Below are 17,813 nucleotides of genomic sequence, written 5' to 3'. Positions count from 1 at the left end.
GGGAGAAGCCTGGCTATCCTGTGCGGGCGCTGCGTGTGGCCGACGGGGGCCGAAGGCCGGCAGCGCCAACTCATCGGGGGACAACTTGAGCCTGCTCACGCGCCTGCGTGGAGACCGTCGTTCGGGCATCGCGACGACGGTCGTCCTCGCGCTGTCCGCGGGCGTTGTCACCGCGGCCGTCCTGTACGACGGCGAGGCCACGGCCGACGTGGACCTCAACGACTCCGGCGTCTGGGTCACGAACCAGGCGTCCGGTCTCGTGGGCCGCTTCAACACCGACGCCAAGGCGCTCGACGGCACGCTCCTGGCGGGCAGCTCGGCCTTCGACGTCGACCAGCAGGCGGGCGACGTGCTCGTCGCTGACGACGGGTCCTCGAGCGCCAACGTGGTGGATCCCGCGCGGCTCAAGTTCGCGTCCACGACGAAGCTCCCGGCCGGGGCCCGGGTCGCCATGGGCGGCGACCGCGTCGCCGTGGTGGACGACGAGGCGGACGCGCTGTGGGTCACCCGCCTCGACCGGTTCCCCGGGCTGGACACGGAGGAGGACGACCCGACGGCGGAGCTCGACGGCGACGCCGAGGTCGCCGTGTCCGAGTCGGGGACGGCCTTCGTCGTCGTGCCCGCCGAGGACGCCCTCTGGACGGTCGAGCCGGGCGAGGAGCCGCGGTCCGAGAAGCTGGACCTCCTGAGCAAGGACGACGACGTCGTGCTCACGACCGTCGGCGACGACGTCGTGGTGCTGGACCGCACGTCGGGCCGCCTGCGCCTGCCCGGCGGGGACGTCGTCGAGGTGGCCGACGCGCAGGGCGCGCGGCTGCAGCTGCCGGGGATGGGCTCGGAGTCGGTGGCGTACGCGACGTCCGGCGCGCTGGTGCTGCAGCCGCTGGACGGCGGGGCCGCGACGCAGCGCAAGGCGTCCGGCTCGCCCGCCGCCCCGGTGCAGCTGGGCGGCTGCCTGTACGGCGCCTGGTCGGGCACCGGGCAGATCGTGCGCGACTGCGAGGGCACGGACCGCGACGTCGCCGAGGTGCTCGAGGGCATCGACCAGTCCACGGAGCTGGAGTACCGGGTGAACCGGAACGCCGTGGTGCTCAACGACCTCACGGCCGGCACCCTGTGGATGGCGCTGGACGAGTACGAGAAGGTCGACGACTGGGACATCAAGCTGCCGGAGCGGGCCGAGGGCCAGGACGAGGACGCCGAGGACGCGAAGCCCGAGCTGGTCGACAACACGGTCGTGGACCGCGAGAAGCAGGACCCCCCGGAGGCGAACGACGACTCCTTCGGGGTCCGCCCCGGCCGCACCACGGTGCTGGACGTGCTGGCCAACGACCTCGACCCCGACGGCGACGTCATCACGGCGCGCCTCGTGGGCGACCAGCCCGACGGGCTCACCGTGCAGCGGGTGCTGGGCGGCAAGGCGCTGCAGGTCGTGGTGCCGGGCGACGGCTCCGGGTCGGCGTCGTTCACCTACGAGGTCTCCGACGGTCGCGGCGGCACGGACGAGGCGAAGGTCTCCCTGCGGGTGGTCCCGCTCTCCGAGAACGAGAAGCCCGAGCAGTCCGGGGAGCCGGTCCTGCGCGTGCAGCAGGGCGGGACGGCGCAGATCAAGGTGCTCCCGTACTTCCGCGACCCCGACGGGGACGACGTCTACCTGGCCACCGCCGCGCCCACCGTGCAGGGCGACGAGGTGCGCGCGTACCCGGACGGCACGGTCGAGTTCCGGGACGGCGGGTCGGGCACCGGCCGCAAGAAGGTCGCCCTGACCGTGGGCGACGGGCTGGGCGGCGTCGTCGAGGGCACGCTGTGGGTGGAGGTGCTCGCCAGCCAGGAGCCCCCCGTCGCGGTCGGGGACCACGTGGTGGTCACGGCCGGTCAGCCCGTCACGATCGAGCCGCTGAGGAACGACTCCGACCCCAACGGCGACGACCTGCGTCTCACGAACGTCAGCGACGCCGCGCCGGCGGAGATCACGCGCAACTACGACGCGGGCACGTTCACGTTCCTCGCGCAGGAGCCGAAGTCCTACGACGTGCTGTACCAGGTGACCGACGGGCCGTCGTCCACCACCGGCGTGGTCCGGGTGGACGTCCAGGACCCGGACGCCGCGGTCGGCGCGCCCGTCGTCGTGGCGGACACCGCGCTGCTGCCCGCGGGCGGCTCCACGCTGGTGGACGTCCTGGCGAACGACACGGACCCCGCGGGCGGCGTGCTCGTGGTGCAGTCGGTGCGCGTGCCCGACGACTCGGGGCTGAGCGTGGCCGTGCTGTCGCACCAGATGCTCCGGATCACCGAGACGCGGCGCCTGGCCGAGGCGGTCGTGCTCGAGTACACGGTGTCGAACGGCACGGAGACGGCCACCGGCGAGGTGCGGGTGCTGCCCGTGCCGCCGCCGGACCGGCTGCAGCCGCCGAACGCCGCCGCCGACGAGGTCACCGTGCGCGTGGGCGACTACGTGAACATCGACGTGCTGGACAACGACACCCACCCCGACGGGCTCGAGCTCACGCTCGACGACGAGCTCGAGCAGACGGTGGACCCGGCGCAGGGCGAGCTGTTCGTCTCCGAGGGCCGGCTGCGGTTCCGCGCCGGGGCCGAGCAGGGCACCGCGTACGCGATCTACAAGGTGCGCGACCCGAACGGCCAGGAGGACTCCGCCCAGGTCACGATCCACATCCGCGGCGGCAAGGAGAACGCCGCCCCGGTGCCGCAGGACGTGGAGGCCCGCGTGCTGTCCGGCGGCACGACGCGGATCCCGGTGCCCCTGGACGGGATCGACCCGGACGGCGACTCCGTGCAGCTCACGGGTCTCGCCACCGGGCCCACGCAGGGCCGGGCCGAGGTGACCGACGGCTACGTCGACTACGAGGCCGGCAAGAACGCCAAGGGCAGCGACTCGTTCCGCTACACCGTCCAGGACGCGCGCGGCGAGGTCGCCACCGGCGTCATCCGCGTCGGCATCGCGCAGCCCCCGGAGACCAACCAGCCGCCGGTCGCCGCGGACGACGAGATCACGGTGCGCCCGGAGCGGCGCGTCGCGGTGCCGGCCCTGGCGAACGACGCGGACCCGGACGGCGACGTCATCGGCCTCGTGCCCGGCGCCGTCGAGGGCGGCGAGGACCTCGATGCCAAGGTGGCGGACGACCGCATCGTCGTGCGCACGCCGGCCGACGAGGGCACCTCGACCTTCTTCTACGCGATCGAGGACACGTACGCCGCGCGGGCCTCGGCGTCCGTGAGCGTCACCGTGGCGAACGACGCGCCGCTGCTGCGGCCGATCGCCCGCGACGACTCCGTGCCCGTGGCGAGCATCCTCGGCAGGTCGACCGTGACGGTGCCGGTGCTCGACAACGACGAGGACCCGGACGGCGCGGCGGACGACCTCGAGGTCGCCGTCGACGCCGACGTGGCGTCGGTCGGGGTGACCGTCACCGCCGACGGCGCGCTCGAGGTCCCGCTGACCCGCAGCCGTCAGGTCATCACCTACACGGTGACGGACGTGGACGGGCTCACCGCCAAGGCGTTCGTCGTCGTGCCGGGCATGGAGTCGACCAAGCCGATCCTCAAGCCGGGCCAGGCCCCGCTCGAGGTCGTCTCGGGCGAGACGCTCGACGTCGACATCGCCGACCACGTGCTCGTGGTCGAGGGCCGCACCCCGCGCCTGACCACGGAGGACCAGGTCACCGCGACCGAGGGCGCCGCCAAGGTGACCGGCGAGACCACCATGACCTTCACCCCGCGCGCGGAGTACGACGGCCCGGCCTCGGTGACGTTCGAGGTCACCGACGGCACGTCCGTCGACGACCCCGAGGGCGCCGTCGCGCTGCTCACGCTGCCGATCACCGTGCTGCCGCCGGAGAACCTGCCGCCGGAGCCGGGCAACCCGTCCGGCGAGGTCGCCGCCGGCGAGGAGAGCGTCGTCGACCTGGGCCGCTTCGCCAAGGACCCGGACGACGACGACCTGCGCTTCCAGCTCGGCGGGCTGCCGCAGGGGCTGAGCGCCACGATGACCGGCTCGCGGGTCACGCTCGAGGCGTCGCCCGAGGTGCCGAAGGGCAACCGGCTCACGGTGCCGTTCACGGTGACGGACGACGAGCACCCGCCGGTCGACGGCACGCTCACGGTCCAGGTGGTGGCGTCGACGCGTCCGCTCGCCCGCGCGATCGACGACGTCGTGGACGACGCGCACCAGGGCGAGGCGGTCTCCGTCCCGGTGCTCGCGAACGACAGCGACCCGTTCGCCCCCGAGGGGCTCGATCTGCTCGGGACGAGCATCGAGACAGGCTCCGGCGACACGGTCGTGGACGGCGACAAGGTCGTGGTGACGCCCTCCGCCGACTTCGTGGGCACGCTCGTGGCCGTCTACCGCGTGCAGGACGCGACGAAGGACCCGGACCGCCAGGTGGAGGGTCGGGTGCGGCTGAACGTGCTCGGCGTGCCCGAGGCGCCGTCGACGCCTCAGGTGGAGGAGGTGCGCTCCGAGACGGTCGTGCTGTCCTGGACGCCGCCGCAGAACAACGGCGCCGAGATCACCGGGTACACGGTGACCTCGAACCAGGGCGACACCTTCGAGTGCACCACGACCACCTGCACCCTCGACGGGCTGACCAACAACGTCACCTACACGTTCACGGTGCAGGCCACCAACGAGGTCGGCGACTCGAAGCCCTCGCCCGCGTCCGCGGAGGCCCGGCCCGACAACAAGCCGGAACCACCGACGGCACCGGTCCTCGAGTTCGGCGACGAGTCCCTCGTCGTCACGTGGGCCAACGCCTCGTACACCGACCGGTCGCCGATCACGTCGGTCAACCTGGAGATCTCGCCTGCGCCGGCGTCGGGCGCCAGCCAGAAGGTCGGCGTCACCGGCGAACGCATCGTCTGGGAGGGCCTGACCAACGGCATGGCGTACAAGGTGCGCGTGCAGGCCGTGAACTCCGCCCCCGACCCGTCGGACTGGGGCGCCTGGTCGACGACGATGATCCCCGCCGGGCCGCCGGACGCGCCGTCGGCGCCGTCCGCGTCGCGCGTCGACACCGCCCTGGGCGGCCAGATCGACGTCTCGTGGAACGCGCCGGCCGACAACGGCGACGCGGTCAAGACGTACTATCTCGACGTCTTCCAGGGCGGCTCCAAGGTGAAGACGGTGTCGGTGACAGGCACGTCCACGACGGTGGGCGAGCTGGACACCAAGTCGAGCTACACGTTCGCCGTGACCGCCGAGAACAAGGCGGGCAAGGGAGAGACCAGCGCGACGTCGAACGCGGTGACGCCGTTCGGCAAGCCCGGCGTGCCCACCGGGGTCAAGGCCGCCGACGACAAGGGCGTGCCCGTCGTCTCCTGGGGCGCCGCTGACCCGAACGGCTCGCCCGTGACCAGCTACACCGTGCGGGCGTCGAACGGCGCCACGGCGACGACCTCCGGCACGAGCTGGCGCTTCACGGGGCTCCCGTCCGGGAACTCGTACACCTTCACGGTGACGGCCCATAACGCCGCCGGGGCGGGCGACACCAGCGCCGCCTCGAACGGGGTCAAGGCCTACGGCGTGCCGTCCGCGCCCAGCGTGACGTGGACCAAGACCTCGGCCACGGACGGGTACTTCACCGTCAGCGGCCCGGGCAGCTGGAACGGCGACACCGGCACCGTCTCCTGGAGCCTGTCCGGCTCCCAGTCCGGGTCCGGCAACGGCACCGGGCGGATCGACGTGGACGGCGGGTACAGCAAGTCCTACTCCGCCTCCGCGAAGGCCTGCAACGCGGCCGGGTGCTCGGGCAACGCCTCCGACAGTGGCAGCACAGACGCGCCCCCTCAGCCGAAGGTCTGGGTGACGGACTCGGGGGTCGTCTACAAGGTCGACGGGTGCGACACCAACAACTGCACCAAGCTGCGGGTCAATGCCAACGCTGACTTCCCCACCGGCACCTACAGCTTCCACTGCTGGCACAACAACGGCGGTGCGCGGGAGTTCTCGACCCAGACCGCTTACCTCCGCGCGGGTGGGTACGCCGACCTGTACTGCGTGGCCGGCATTCTCCACGGAGCTGATGTCTGGGTGACCGTCGACGGCAAGGACTGGACCTTCGAGCGCCGGGCCTGGCCACGATGACCGCGAGGCAGACCACCGACCACCACGACCGACCGAGCACCACGATCTGGAGAACCCACCGATGAGCACCATGACCCCCGAGCAGGCGAGCTGGTTCGCCCAGACGTTCGACCGCATCGTCGGCAACGTGGCGCAGGCGGTGCTCGGCAAGGACGACCAGATCCGGCTGGCGCTGACGTGCATGCTCGCGGAGGGCCACCTGCTGCTGGAGGACGCCCCGGGCACGGGCAAGACGATGATGGCCCGGGCCATGGCGGCCAGCGTCCAGGGCACCAACCAGCGCATCCAGTTCACGCCCGACCTGCTGCCGTCGGACGTCACTGGCGTGACGATCTACGACCAGAAGTTGGGCACGTTCGAGTTCCACGAGGGGCCGATCTTCGCGAACATCGTGCTCGCGGACGAGATCAACCGTGCGTCGCCCAAGACGCAGTCCGCGCTCCTCGAGGTCATGGAGGAGGGCCGGGTCACCGTGGACGGCGTCTCCCACCGGGTGGGCATCCCGTTCATGGTCGTCGCGACGCAGAACCCGATCGAGCAGGCCGGCACCTACCGCCTCCCCGAGGCGCAGCTCGACCGCTTCCTCATGAAGACGTCGATCGGCTACCCCGACCTCGCGTCGACGGTGGAGATCCTCGCCGGGGCGGCGGTGCGCGACCGCAGCGCCGCGCTGCAGCCGGTCATCACCGGGCAGGCCGTCGTGGAGATGTCGTCCCTCGCGGCCGCCACGCACGTCGACCCGGCCGTCCTGGAGTACGTGTCGCGGCTGGCGGAGGAGTCCCGCGCGGCGGCCGACGTGCACGTCGGCGTCTCCGTGCGCGGCGCGCTCGCGCTGGTGCGCTGCATGAAGGTGTGGGCCGCGGCCCACGGTCGCAACTACGTGCTGCCGGACGACGTGAAGGACCTCGTCGTGCCGGTGTGGGCGCACCGCCTCGTCCTGGACGCGGAGGCCGAGTTCGGCGGCGCGACCGCCGAGGGCACGATCTCGCGGCTGCTGAGCGACGTCGCGGCCCCGCAGGAGCGCCGGACCGCCTGACCGCCGGACCGCCTGACCGGGGCCCCGACCACGCGAACCTCACCGGAGAGCTCATGACCACCACCACCGAGCGGGAGACCGAGGCCGCCGCAGCCGCGGACGCCGAGGCGCCTGCCGACCAGCCGACGCCCGCCCCCGCCGTCCGGCCGCACCGCCGTGCCGCGCGGGGCATCGCCGCCGGGGCTCGCGGCCTCGGGGGCGTGCTCGCCCGCTGGGGCGCGGCCGTCGCCGACGCCGGGCGGCGCGCCTGGGCGCGCGCCACGCCCGTGCTGGGCGTGGTGTCGCCCTTCGGGTGGACCGTCCTCGCGCTCACCGCCGCGGCGTGGTGGGCCGGTCTGGCCCTGAGCTGGGAGGAGTGGGCCGTCGTCGCGGTCACCGTCACCGTGGCGCTGCTGGGCGCGGTCGTGTTCGTCCTCGGCCGCCTGCGCTACGACGTGACGCTCGACGTCGCGTCGCGCCGCGTCGTCGTGGGCGACCGTGCCGTCGGCCGCCTGCTGGTGCGCAACGGCTCGTCCCGCTCGATGCTGCCGGCCGTCATGGAGCTCCAGGTCGGGAAGGGGATCGCGTCGTTCCCGGTGCCGCGCCTGCGCCCGGACGCCGAGCACGAGGAGATCTTCGCCGTCCCGACCCACCGGCGGGCGGTGATCCCGCTGGGCCCGGTGCGCTCCGTGCGCGCCGACCCGCTCGGGCTGCTGCGCCGCGAGCTCACGTGGACCGAGCCCGAGGAGCTGTTCGTGCACCCGCGCACGCTGCCACTCTCCGGCTCGTCCACGGGCCTGCTGCACGACCTGGAGGGCCGGGTCACCCCCGACATCTCCGACTCCGACGTGTCGTTCCACGCGCTGCGCGACTACGTGCCCGGCGACGACCGCCGGCACATCCACTGGAAGTCCACGGCCCGCACGGGCCAGCTCATGGTGCGGCAGTTCGAGGAGACCCGCCGGTCCCGCCTCGCGGTCATCCTCTCGACCCGCGAGGAGGACTACGCGGACCCGGAGGAGTTCGAGCTCGCCGTGTCCGTCTGCGGCTCCCTCGGCCTCCAGGCGATCCGGGAGGACGGCGGCCTCGCCGTCCTGGTGCAGCAGGGCCGCGTGCGCGGCGACCACCGCACCCGCCTGCTGGACGACCTGACCCGGCTGGAGCTCGCGCCGGCGCGGACCAGCCTCGCGGAGGTGGCGCGCGTCGCGTCGGCCACGGTCACGGACGCGTCGGTCGTGGCCGTCGTCGTGGGCAGCCGAGTCACGCCCAACGACCTGCGCGCCGCCGCCGTGCGCCTCCCCGTCGACGCACGCCTGGTCGCCATGCAGTGCGTGCCGGGGGCCTCGGTGAGCCGAGGCCGGGTGGCCGACATGCAGCTGCTCACGATCGGCGAGCTGGCGGACCTGCCGAACGCGCTGCGGAGGATGAATGACTGAGGGCAACGGCCCCGCGCCGGACGACCGCACGTCGCACGCCGAGGCGGGCCACACCGGCGGCACGGGGCACACCGGGAGCACCGGCCGCACCGGCGGGACGTCGCGCACCTCGGTGCGCGCCGGGACCACGCGCGCACGGGGTCGCGACGGCGACCGCCCGCGGGCGCTCACCGTCGCCGGCGCCGTCGACGGCGCCGTGCTGCTCGCCCTGCTGGGCGTCGTGGCCGTCGGCTTCGGCCCCGCCTGGGGCACGACCGGGTACCTCGTGCCCGCGCTGGGCGGCGCGGTCGTCGGCCTGCTGGTCGCGTGGCTGGGTGCCTGGCTGCGCTGGTCCGTGCTGCTGACCGCGGCGACCACCGTGCTGGCGTACTTCCTCCTCGGCGGCGCCCTCGCACTGCCGGCGACGGCGATCGGCGGCGTCGTGCCTTCCCTGGCGACGCTGCAGGAGCTCGCGCTCGGCGCCGTGCACGGGTGGAAGGGCTTCGTCACCACCGTGCCGCCGCTCGCGTCGTTCCCGGAGCTGGCGGTGGTCCCGTACCTGCTGCTGCTCCTCACCGGGGTGCTGGCAGGCACCATCGCGTGGCGCGGACGCCTCGCGGCGTGGGCGCTGCTGCCGGTCGTGGTGGCCCTCGCGGGCGTCGCGCTGCTCGGCACCATCCTGCCCGCGTACCCGCTGGCGCAGGGTCTCGTGGTCGCGGTGGTCGGCCTGCTGTGGGGCTCGTGGCGCGCGGCGGAGAGCCGGATGGGCGCCAACCGCCTGCTGTCCGAGGCGAGCCGGTCCGCGACCCGGCGGCTCCGGGCGCAGCGCCTGCGCGGTGGCGCCGTGCTGCTCGCGATCGGCGGCCTCGCCGCGGTGGTGGCGGCACCGCCGATGGCGCACGGGGAGCGCCTCGCGCTGCGCGAGCTGATCACCCCGCCGCTCGACCTGCACCAGTACACCAGCCCGCTGGTCGGCTTCCGGCACTACACGAAGGACCTCAAGGACGCGGAGCTGTTCACCGTGACCGGCCTGCCGGAGGGCGGCCGCGTGCGCCTCGCGACGCTCGACACGTACGCCGGCACGGTGTACGACGCCTCCAGCGGGGGCGCCACGGGCGTCTTCAACCGCGCGGGCGAGGTCGTCGACACGGTCGCGGCCGGCACCCGGACGCCCGTGCAGGTGTCCGTCACGGGCTACTCCGGCGTGTGGCTGCCCGACGTGGGGGAGCTGGGCGGCATCACGTTCGGGGGGGAGCGCGCCGACGAGCTGGCGTCCACGACCTACTACAACTCGACGTCCGGCACGGCCCTGTCGACCAGCGGCCTGCGGCCCGGCGACTCCTACGAGATCGACGCGATCGTCTCGCCGACGCCCTCCGAGGACGACCTGGCCACCGTGCCGATCCAGGACGTGGACCTCCCGAGGCCGGAGGACGTGGCCGACGAGGTTCCGGGGAAGTCCGCGCAGTTCGCCGCCGACGCCACCGAGCCGTTCGAGAAGTTCGTCAACATCCGCGACACGCTCGTGGCGACCGGCGTCTACTCGAGCGGCCTCGAGAACCAGCCGCCGTCCCGCCCCGGCCACTCCGCGGCGCGCATCGACACGCTGCTGGCACAGGACGAGATGGTGGGCGACGACGAGCAGTTCGCGGTCGCGCTCGCCCTCATGGCGCAGCAGGCCGGCGTCCCGGCGCGGGTCGTGATGGGCTTCTACCCCGAGAAGGACGCGGTGGAGGCCGGCGAGCCGTACACCGTGACGGGCGGCGACGTGCACGCCTGGGTCGAGGTCCCGTTCGAGGGCTACGGCTGGGTGCCGTTCGACGTCGTCCCCGACGAGGACAACAAGGTGGAGCCCCTGCCGCGCTCCAAGCAGGTGCCGAAGCCGCCGGTCCTCGAGACCCCGGAGTCCCCGGAGGAGCCGCCGCAGGCGGAGGCGGGCGACGTCGAGGAGGAGGACCAGGACGACGACCAGACGGCGATCGACTGGCGCCAGGTCGCGATGATCGCCGTCGCGGTGGCCGTGCCGCTCGCGATCCTGGCCCTGCCGCTGCTGCTGATCCTCGGGTTCAAGCGCCGTCGTCGCGGGAAGCGCCGGTCGGCACCGGTGCTCGCCGACCGGGTGAGCGGCGGCTGGCGCGAGGTCGTCGACGCCGCCACCGACCTCGGCGCGGGCGTGCCGCGTGCCGCGACACGCCGCGAGGGCGCCCGGATCGTGGCCGACCAGGTCCCGTCGGCGGCGACGAGCACGGTGCAGCTCGCCCACCGGGCGGACGCGACCGTGTTCGGCGCGGGCGCGCCCACCGACGACGACGTGGCGCGGTTCTGGTCCGAGGTGGACGACGTCGTCGGCACGATGCGCGCCGGCCTGCCGTGGCGGCGCCGGCTGGCCGCGCGCCTGTCGTTGCGCTCGGTGCGCGGCGCGGACGCGCCGCCCGTGGGCGAGGTCGTGCGCCGGTGGTTCGCGGCGGTCCCCGCGGCGGCGGGTCGGCTCGGGCGGGCGGCCGTGCGCCCGCTGCATGACAGGATGGCGCGCGCCCGGCGCCGCAAGGACGGCACCCGGCGCGGCCGGCGGCAGGAGGATCGATGACGACGACGTGCACCGCGTGCGGCGCGCCCGAGCAGCGCGGTGCGTTCTGCTCCGTGTGCGGCACGCCGACCGTGGCGACGGGCTACCGGACGCCCGGCCCGGCGACCGGCAGCCTGGAGGTGACCACGGAGCCGGAGCTGCGCGAGCGGACCCGTCGCGCCCCCGACGACGTGGCCCGCGCGGCCGCGGCACCGCGCCCCGTGGGCGAGCCGCCGCTGGCCGGCGTCGGCCGCCGGGCGGGTGCGTACGTCCTCGACCTCCTCGCCCTCTCCCTGCTCGTGGGTGCGGCCTCCACGGTCACCGCGCTCGCCGTGCGCCTGCCCGCGCGGGTCGCGGACGCCGTCGCGGCCACCACCCCGATGGGGTCGGAGGCCGCGGCGCGCGACGCCCTCGGCGCGTACGTCGCGGTCTCCCTCGTGGGCGGCGCGGTGAGCCTGCTCGGCTGGTTCGGCCTGGCCCTGTGGGAGGGGCGCACCGGCCGTACGGTCGGGAACTCCGCCCTCGGGATCCGCACGGTCGCGCTCGACGGCGGCGGTCCCGTCGGGGCCGGTCGCGGGGTGCTGCGGTGGCTCGTGCTCGCGGGGTGCGGCGTCCTGCCGCTGGTGGGCACGGTGCTGGTGCTCGTGTCGCCCACGTTCGACTCGTCCGGGCGCCGCCAGGGCTGGCAGGACAAGGCCGCCCGGAGCGTGGTGCGGGACGTGCGCGGTGTGTCGCCGCGCAGCTTCGCGCCCGCTTCGCCGTCGGCTCCCGGGGACATCGCCCCGGGCACGGCGCAGGGCGCCGCGCAGGGCAGCCCGCCGACCGAGGACCCGTGGGCCTTCCCGGCCGCACAGCGCGCCGCGGGCGGCCTCATCACGGGAGTCCCGGGCACCGCGGCTCCCGCGGGGGAGCCAGAGGCTCCGCAGGCAGCCGGTGTCGACGCGCACACCGTGCACCGCGCCTCCGCGGCGGCACAGGCCGCGGCGCCCGAGCCGGCGCCGACGCAGCAGCAGCGCGCGGTGCCCGCGGCGACCCCCGAGGCCCCGGCCGCTCCGCCGGTCCCCGTCGTGGCGCCGGTACCCGCCCCGGCACCGGCGCCGCAGGACGACCTCGACGACCTCGAGGCCACCCGGTTCAGCGTGTCCTCGCGGCGCAGCGCGGGCGACGGGAGCATGCCGCCGCGGATCGTGGTCGAGGTCGACCCGGAGCGCCGGGTCCACGTCGCGGCGCGGACGCTCGTCGGTCGTCAGCCGCAGCAGGACGGCGGTGCGCCCGCCACCCTGCTGAGCGTCGAGGACCCGACGCGGTCCGTCTCGAAGACGCACCTCGAGCTCGTGCCCACCCAGGACGGCCTGCGGGTCACGGACCTCGGGAGCACCAACGGCAGCGCCGTCATCGCGCCGGGCGGCCAGGTGCAGGAGCTCGTCGCCGGGCGGCCGGTGACGGTCGTCGCCGGGTGGGTCGTGCAGGCCGGTGCGCGTCGCCTCACCGTCGTGGGGCAGGACGCCGGCGCATGACGACACCGGTCAGTCTCGGCCTGCTCTGGGGCGCCGCCACGCACCAGGGCGCGCGCCGCAGGCTCAACGAGGACTCCTTCCTCGCGCGCGGGTCCGTGTTCTTCGTCGCCGACGGGATGGGCGGGCACGAGGCCGGCGAGGTCGCCAGCGCGGCCGCGGTCGAGGCGCTGGCACCGCTCGGGCGGTCGGACGTCGTCGGGGTCGACGAGGTCCGGTGCCGCGTGCGCGCCGCCCACGACGCCGTGCGGGCCATCGAGACGGCACCCGGCCGCGGCGCGGGCACGACGCTGTCCGGCGTGGCGCTCACCGACCAGGGCGGCGAGCCCTACTGGCTGGTGGTGAACGTGGGCGACTCCCGGACGTACCGGGTTGCGGACGGTGCGCTGGAGCAGGTGAGCGTGGACCACTCCGAGGTCCAGGAGCTCGTCGACGCCGGGCGGATCACCGCTGAGCAGGCGCTCACGCACCCGCGGCGGCACGTCGTGACGCGTGCGCTGGGGGCACCGGACGACCCGGAGCCCGACTTCTGGTTCCTCCCCGTCCACGCGGGCGACCGGATGCTGGTGTGCTCCGACGGCCTGACGGCCGAGCTGCCCGACCGCCGGGTGGCCGAGCTGCTGATGGTCGAGCCCGACCCGCAGACGGCCGCGGAGCGGCTGGTCGGCGAGGCCCTCGCCGCGGGGGGCCGGGATAACATCACCGTGATCGTGGTGGACGCGACGGGGCTGACGGACGCCCTGGAGCGCACGGCGCCCCGGGACGGGCGGCCCGACCACGACGACGACGAGGACACGGTGCCCCGGCGGTCGCCGTGGAAGGGGGCGCTGACGTGACCGTGCGCTACGTGATCGGTCCGGCCTACGCCGTGGTGCGCGGCGGTGCCGTCGTCGTGCTGCCGGAGAAGGTGACGCCGGAGCTCGTCGACGAGCTGTGGACGACGCTGGGCGAGCGCGCCGGCGTGGTGCCGGTGCTCGAGGTGCTCACCGGGTCCTTCGGGGCGAGCCTGGCCTCCTTGCCGCCGTTCGCGATCGCGGTGGCGGACGGCCGACGGGTGCAGGTCGCGAGCCGCGGTGCGACGTCGGTGACGGTGGCGCGGGTCGACGGTCGTGACCACGTGTCCGGCGAGGGGGTCACCACCTGGGCGGAGCGCACGTTCGACGACGTGGTGGACCTCTCCGTGCAGGTCGGCGTGACCGAGCCGGACGATCTCGTCGACGCGCGCGCCCTGCCGTTGGACGCGGGTGTGGTCCTCGTGCGGTCCGTGGGCCTGCGGCTCACCGAGGACGCGCTCGCGGCGGCTCCCGTCCGCCGCCAGGACCCGGTCCGCGAGCCGTGGGAGGACACGGGGCCGCCGGAGGTGGACGAGGTGCCGGCGGCCGCCGCGCCGAGCGCGCCGGCGCCGGTCGTGCCCCGCGCCCCGGTGCCGTCCGTCGACACGGCGTTCGCCTCCGAGGCGACGATCGCCCCGGAGTCGACCGTCGCGCCGGGCCTCGCCGTCACCTCCGACGACGTGCCGCGACCCGTGGCCGACGGCGACCTGGACCAGGTCTCGGGCGCGGACGTGGCCGAGACCCCGGCCGGGCCGGGCACGCCGGTCGAGGAGACGTCCGGCTACGACCACCTCTGGGGCTCGACGGTGCACCGCGCGGTCGAGGCCGCGGCCGTGCGGCCGCCGAGCGAGGAGGACGACGAGGAGGGGCCCGGGCAGGCGGGCGCCGACCCCGCCGAGCCCGCGCCGGGTACTTCGCACGACGCCGCGGCTGACGCCACCGAGGGTGCGGACGACGGGCTTCCGGACGGCGCGACCGTGGCCCCGGAGGAGCACGACGACGCGAAGGGACCCGGCACCGCGGCGCCGCACCCGCCGGCCGACGCCGCGCCGCCGGCCCCCGCGCCGGTCGACCTGGTGCCCGCCGGCGCGCCCGTCCAGGACGTCGAGGAGATCGACGGGAGCACGGTGCTCTCGTCGGCCATCGCCGACCTCCGGGCCGCCGCGGGCGCGCCGGCCGCCGCCCCGGCGCCGGACCCCGCGGCCGCGCCGCCCGGCCCCTCGTTCGCCCCCGGCCCGCAGCCCGGCCGGCCGATGATCCTGGCGCGCCTGTGCACGGCCGGGCACCCCAACCCGCCCCAGCGGGACGACTGCGCCACCTGCGGGCAGTCGCTCGTGGGGGACGCGCGGCAGGTGCCGCGCCCCGCTCTCGGCGTCATGGGCGTCTCCGGCGGGCCCCGCGTCACGCTGGACCGCCCCGTCGTCGTCGGCCGCCGCCCCCGGTCGCCGCGCGCCACGGGCGACGACCTGCCCCGGCTGGTGACCGTCCCGAGCCCGCAGCAGGACATCTCCCGCTCCCACGTGGAGGTGCGGCTGGAGGGCTGGCACGTGCTCGTCAGCGACATGAGCACGACCAACGGCACCACCCTCCTCCGGTCGGGGCAGCCGCCGCTGCGCCTGCACCCGGGCGAGCCCGTCCTGGTCGTCTCGCGCGACGTCGTCGACCTGGGTGACGGCGTGACGCTGACCTTCGAAGGGATCCTCTGAGTGAGCCGCAAGCGTCCGCCGTCACCGCCGCCGGAGATCGAGGGGTTCGAGTACGTCTCGATCATCGGCTCGGGCGGCTTCTCCGACGTCTTCCTCTACCAGCAGCGCCGGCCACGTCGCCGGGTGGCCGTGAAGGTCCTGCTGCACGAGTGGACGAACGAGGGCCAGCGCGAGGCGTTCGAGGCCGAGGCCGACCTCATGGCCACGCTGTCCACGCACCCGTCCATCGTGACGATGTACGAGGCCGACGTGGCCGCGGACGGGCGCCCGTACCTCGCGATGGAGTTCTGCTCGCGGCCCAACCTGGGTGCCCGGTACCGCAGCGAGCGGCTGAGCGTGCCGGACGTGCTGCGGATCGCCGTCCAGGTCGCGGGCGCGGTCGAGACGTCGCACCGCGCGGGCATCCTGCACCGTGACATCAAGCCCGCCAACATCCTCGTCACCGAGTACGGGCACCCGGCGCTGACGGACTTCGGCATCTCGTCCACGCTGGACGACGCCGGGCTCGCCGAGGGCATGTCGATCCCGTGGTCGCCCCCCGAGTCGTTCGCCGAGCCGCCGCGCACGTCCGTCGCGACCGACGTCTGGGGCCTCGCGGCCACGACGTACTCCCTCCTCGCGTCGCGCACGCCGTTCGAGGTGCCGGGCGGGCCGAACTCCAGCGCCGACCTGGTGGCGCGGATCGAGTCCGCGCCGCTGCAGCCCACGGGCCGCAACGACGTGCCGGCGGCGCTCGAGCGCGTGCTCGGCACGGCGATGGCGAAGAACCCGGAGGCGCGGTACCCGACGGCCCTGGCGTTCGCCCGGGCGCTGCAGGCCGTGCAGACGGACCTGTCGTTCGCCGTCACGCCGATCGACCTCCTGGACGACCGCGGCCAGGTGCGCGACGACGACGGCGGCGCACCCGAGCCGACCGACGAGGACGAGGTGGGCACCCGTCTGCGCGAGGTCGTCTCGGTGGACCCGCGCGGGCCGGCGCAGGCCGCCGGCGGGCTCGCGACGGCGGCCCCGGCCGCGGCCTCCCGCCCGTCGTGGGCCGCCTCGGTCCCGGCGCCGACGACGGGCACGGCGCAGGGCGTGCTGGCCGACGACCTCGGCGACACCGTGCACCGGTCGATGGCCCCTGCCGCGCCGGCGACGTCACCCGCCTCTCCGGTCGCGGCGCCCGCCCCCGGGGAGGCGCCCGAGGCCCCGCGTCGTGGACGGGCCACGACGGGCCTCGTCGTCGGGCTGGTGGCCGTGGTCGCCGCCCTCGTGGTCACGCTCGCCGTGGTGCTCTGGCCCGACGGGGCGCAGGACCCGGGCGACGACCCGACGGCCGTCGCGACGGGGGCGGGCGACGACCCCGCGCCTCCGGCGGACAACCTGGGCGGGCTCGTGCCCGCGGTGACCGAGCTGGAGGGCAAGGTCTCGGGAGGCAAGGTCGTCTTCACGTGGACCAACCCCGACCCGGTCGACGGGGACACGTACGGCTGGCGCGAGCCGAAGGCGCTGGAGGAGGCCCACTACCAGCAGGTGAGGGAGACCACCGTCACGGTTGACAAGGCGGACTCCGGGGAGACCTGCGTCGAGGTCGTCATCGTGCGCCAGGGGGCGTTCTCCATCGAGCCGCAGGGAGTGTGCGTGGGATGAGCGACCTGGCGGTGGAGTTCGCGGGGGAGTGGTTCCGACCCGACCCGGAGGGGGTCTTCGAGATCGGGCGGGAGGGCGACCTCGCCCTCGACGACAACCCTTACCTGCACCGGCGGTTCCTGCAGCTCACGCACGTCTCGGGGCTGTGGTGGCTGGTCAACGCCGGCGCGCGGCTGTCCGCGACCGTGTGCGACGCGGCCGGCGGCGTGCAGTCGTGGCTCTCGCCGGGCACGTCGCTGCCGATCGTCTTCCCGTCGACGTCGATCGTCTTCACCGCGGGCCCGACCACGTACGAGCTGCTCGCCCGCCTCAGCCCGTCGCCGTACGCGGAGATCCACTCCGAGGAGCCCGAGGGCGGGGCCACCACGATCGGGATGATCCCGTTCACGGTGAGCCAGCGACAGCTCGTGGTCGCCCTGTGCGAGCCGATGCTGCGCCGCGACGGCACGGGGCTGTCCGAGATCCCGTCGTCCGCGGAGGCGGCGGCGCGCCTCGGCTGGACGACGACGCGCTTCAACCGCAAGCTCGACAACGTGTGCGAGAAGCTCGACCGGGTGGGCGTGAAGGGGCTGCGCGGCGGCTCCGGCGGGCTCGCCACGAACCGGCGCGCGCGGCTGGTGGAGTACGCCGTCGCGTCGCGGCTCGTCACCGCCGACGACCTGCCGCTGCTCGACCTGACCGACGTCGACGGGAAGGACGGGGAATGAGCCGCCGCAACCGTCCTGAGCTCTGGCAGATGGTCGTCGTGGTCGCCGTCGCCGCCGCGGCGATCGCGTTCGTGATCCTCATGGCCGCCGGCGTGCTCCGCGACGGCGTCGGCACCGGCGACCCCCTCGACTACTGGCGGGCGATCGGCCGCGAGCTCACCGACGCCGCCAACTGGCGCATCATCGGTCTGAGCGCGCTGGCCGGCGCGGCCGTCACCGCCGTCGCGGGCGCGATCTCGCGCTGGCGCCGCCCGTAGCAGACCCCGTGGCACGGCCCGGCCGGCCGCGCCCACCCGAGACACCGACGGAACGAACCGAGGAG

Annotated in this window: 10 protein-coding genes; all 10 read left to right on the top strand. The window is 74.9% G+C overall.

Annotated elements, in window-relative coordinates; translation table 11 throughout:
- Window positions 1-85 precede the first annotated feature (85 nt).
- The 10 genes from ACQP6G_RS13420 (at window position 86) to ACQP6G_RS13375 (ending at window position 17,748) form a co-directional block, all read left to right on the top strand.
- On the top strand, window positions 86-6,103 hold the full coding sequence (locus tag ACQP6G_RS13420; protein ID WP_429764889.1) for an Ig-like domain-containing protein: 6,018 nt from the start codon (window positions 86-88) through the stop codon (window positions 6,101-6,103).
- Between the two features lie 61 nt (window positions 6,104-6,164).
- Window positions 6,165-7,139 (top strand): AAA family ATPase, encoded by a 975-nt coding sequence (locus ACQP6G_RS13415; protein WP_429764887.1) that lies wholly within the window; start codon window positions 6,165-6,167, stop codon window positions 7,137-7,139.
- Between the two features lie 53 nt (window positions 7,140-7,192).
- Window positions 7,193-8,554, top strand: coding sequence for a DUF58 domain-containing protein (locus ACQP6G_RS13410; RefSeq protein WP_429764885.1), 1,362 nt, complete (start codon window positions 7,193-7,195; stop codon window positions 8,552-8,554).
- A complete protein-coding gene (locus ACQP6G_RS13405; RefSeq protein ID WP_429764883.1) occupies window positions 8,547-11,120 on the top strand; it encodes a transglutaminase domain-containing protein in 2,574 nt (857 codons plus the stop codon). Before ACQP6G_RS13410 ends, ACQP6G_RS13405 begins: the two co-directional genes overlap by 8 nt.
- A complete protein-coding gene (locus tag ACQP6G_RS13400) occupies window positions 11,117-12,616 on the top strand; it encodes an RDD family protein (protein ID WP_429764881.1) in 1,500 nt (499 codons plus the stop codon). Before ACQP6G_RS13405 ends, ACQP6G_RS13400 begins: the two co-directional genes overlap by 4 nt.
- Entirely contained in the window at window positions 12,613-13,449 is an 837-nt protein-coding gene (locus ACQP6G_RS13395; protein WP_429764879.1) for a PP2C family protein-serine/threonine phosphatase, read from the top strand. The genes ACQP6G_RS13400 and ACQP6G_RS13395 overlap by 4 nt, the downstream gene beginning before the upstream one ends.
- Window positions 13,446-15,152 (top strand): hypothetical protein, encoded by a 1,707-nt coding sequence (locus ACQP6G_RS13390; protein WP_429764877.1) that lies wholly within the window; start codon window positions 13,446-13,448, stop codon window positions 15,150-15,152. Before ACQP6G_RS13395 ends, ACQP6G_RS13390 begins: the two co-directional genes overlap by 4 nt.
- Window positions 15,153-16,784 carry a serine/threonine-protein kinase gene (locus ACQP6G_RS13385; RefSeq protein WP_429764875.1) on the top strand — a complete coding sequence of 544 codons (1,632 nt, stop codon included), beginning with the start codon at window positions 15,153-15,155 and terminating at the stop codon, window positions 16,782-16,784.
- Window positions 16,781-17,491, top strand: coding sequence for an FHA domain-containing protein (locus ACQP6G_RS13380; protein ID WP_429764873.1), 711 nt, complete (start codon window positions 16,781-16,783; stop codon window positions 17,489-17,491). The genes ACQP6G_RS13385 and ACQP6G_RS13380 overlap by 4 nt, the downstream gene beginning before the upstream one ends.
- The gene (locus ACQP6G_RS13375) at window positions 17,488-17,748 is read left to right on the top strand and encodes a hypothetical protein (protein ID WP_429764871.1); all 261 of its coding nucleotides are present in this window, start codon (window positions 17,488-17,490) and stop codon (window positions 17,746-17,748) included. Before ACQP6G_RS13380 ends, ACQP6G_RS13375 begins: the two co-directional genes overlap by 4 nt.
- Window positions 17,749-17,813: the final 65 nt, after the last annotated feature.

It is taken from the genome of Isoptericola nanjingensis, assembly GCF_050311635.1.
Classification (GTDB): domain Bacteria; phylum Actinomycetota; class Actinomycetes; order Actinomycetales; family Cellulomonadaceae; genus Isoptericola; species Isoptericola nanjingensis.
Note: the sequence above shows the minus strand (reverse complement) of the source record. Positions and strands in the feature narration are given on the sequence as shown.

Bases quoted from the DNA above. Each gene is read 5' to 3' on its own strand.
- ACQP6G_RS13415 (WP_429764887.1), top strand. From the start codon at position 6,165: ATGAGCACCATGACCCCCGAGCAGGCGAGCTGGTTCGCCCAGACGTTC.
- ACQP6G_RS13400 (WP_429764881.1), top strand. From the start codon at position 11,117: ATGACGACGACGTGCACCGCGTGCGGCGCGCCCGAGCAGCGCGGTGCG.
- ACQP6G_RS13395 (WP_429764879.1), top strand. From the start codon at position 12,613: ATGACGACACCGGTCAGTCTCGGCCTGCTCTGGGGCGCCGCCACGCAC.
- ACQP6G_RS13410 (WP_429764885.1), top strand. From the start codon at position 7,193: ATGACCACCACCACCGAGCGGGAGACCGAGGCCGCCGCAGCCGCGGAC.
- ACQP6G_RS13405 (WP_429764883.1), top strand. From the start codon at position 8,547: ATGACTGAGGGCAACGGCCCCGCGCCGGACGACCGCACGTCGCACGCC.
- ACQP6G_RS13380 (WP_429764873.1), top strand. From the start codon at position 16,781: ATGAGCGACCTGGCGGTGGAGTTCGCGGGGGAGTGGTTCCGACCCGAC.
- ACQP6G_RS13375 (WP_429764871.1), top strand. From the start codon at position 17,488: ATGAGCCGCCGCAACCGTCCTGAGCTCTGGCAGATGGTCGTCGTGGTC.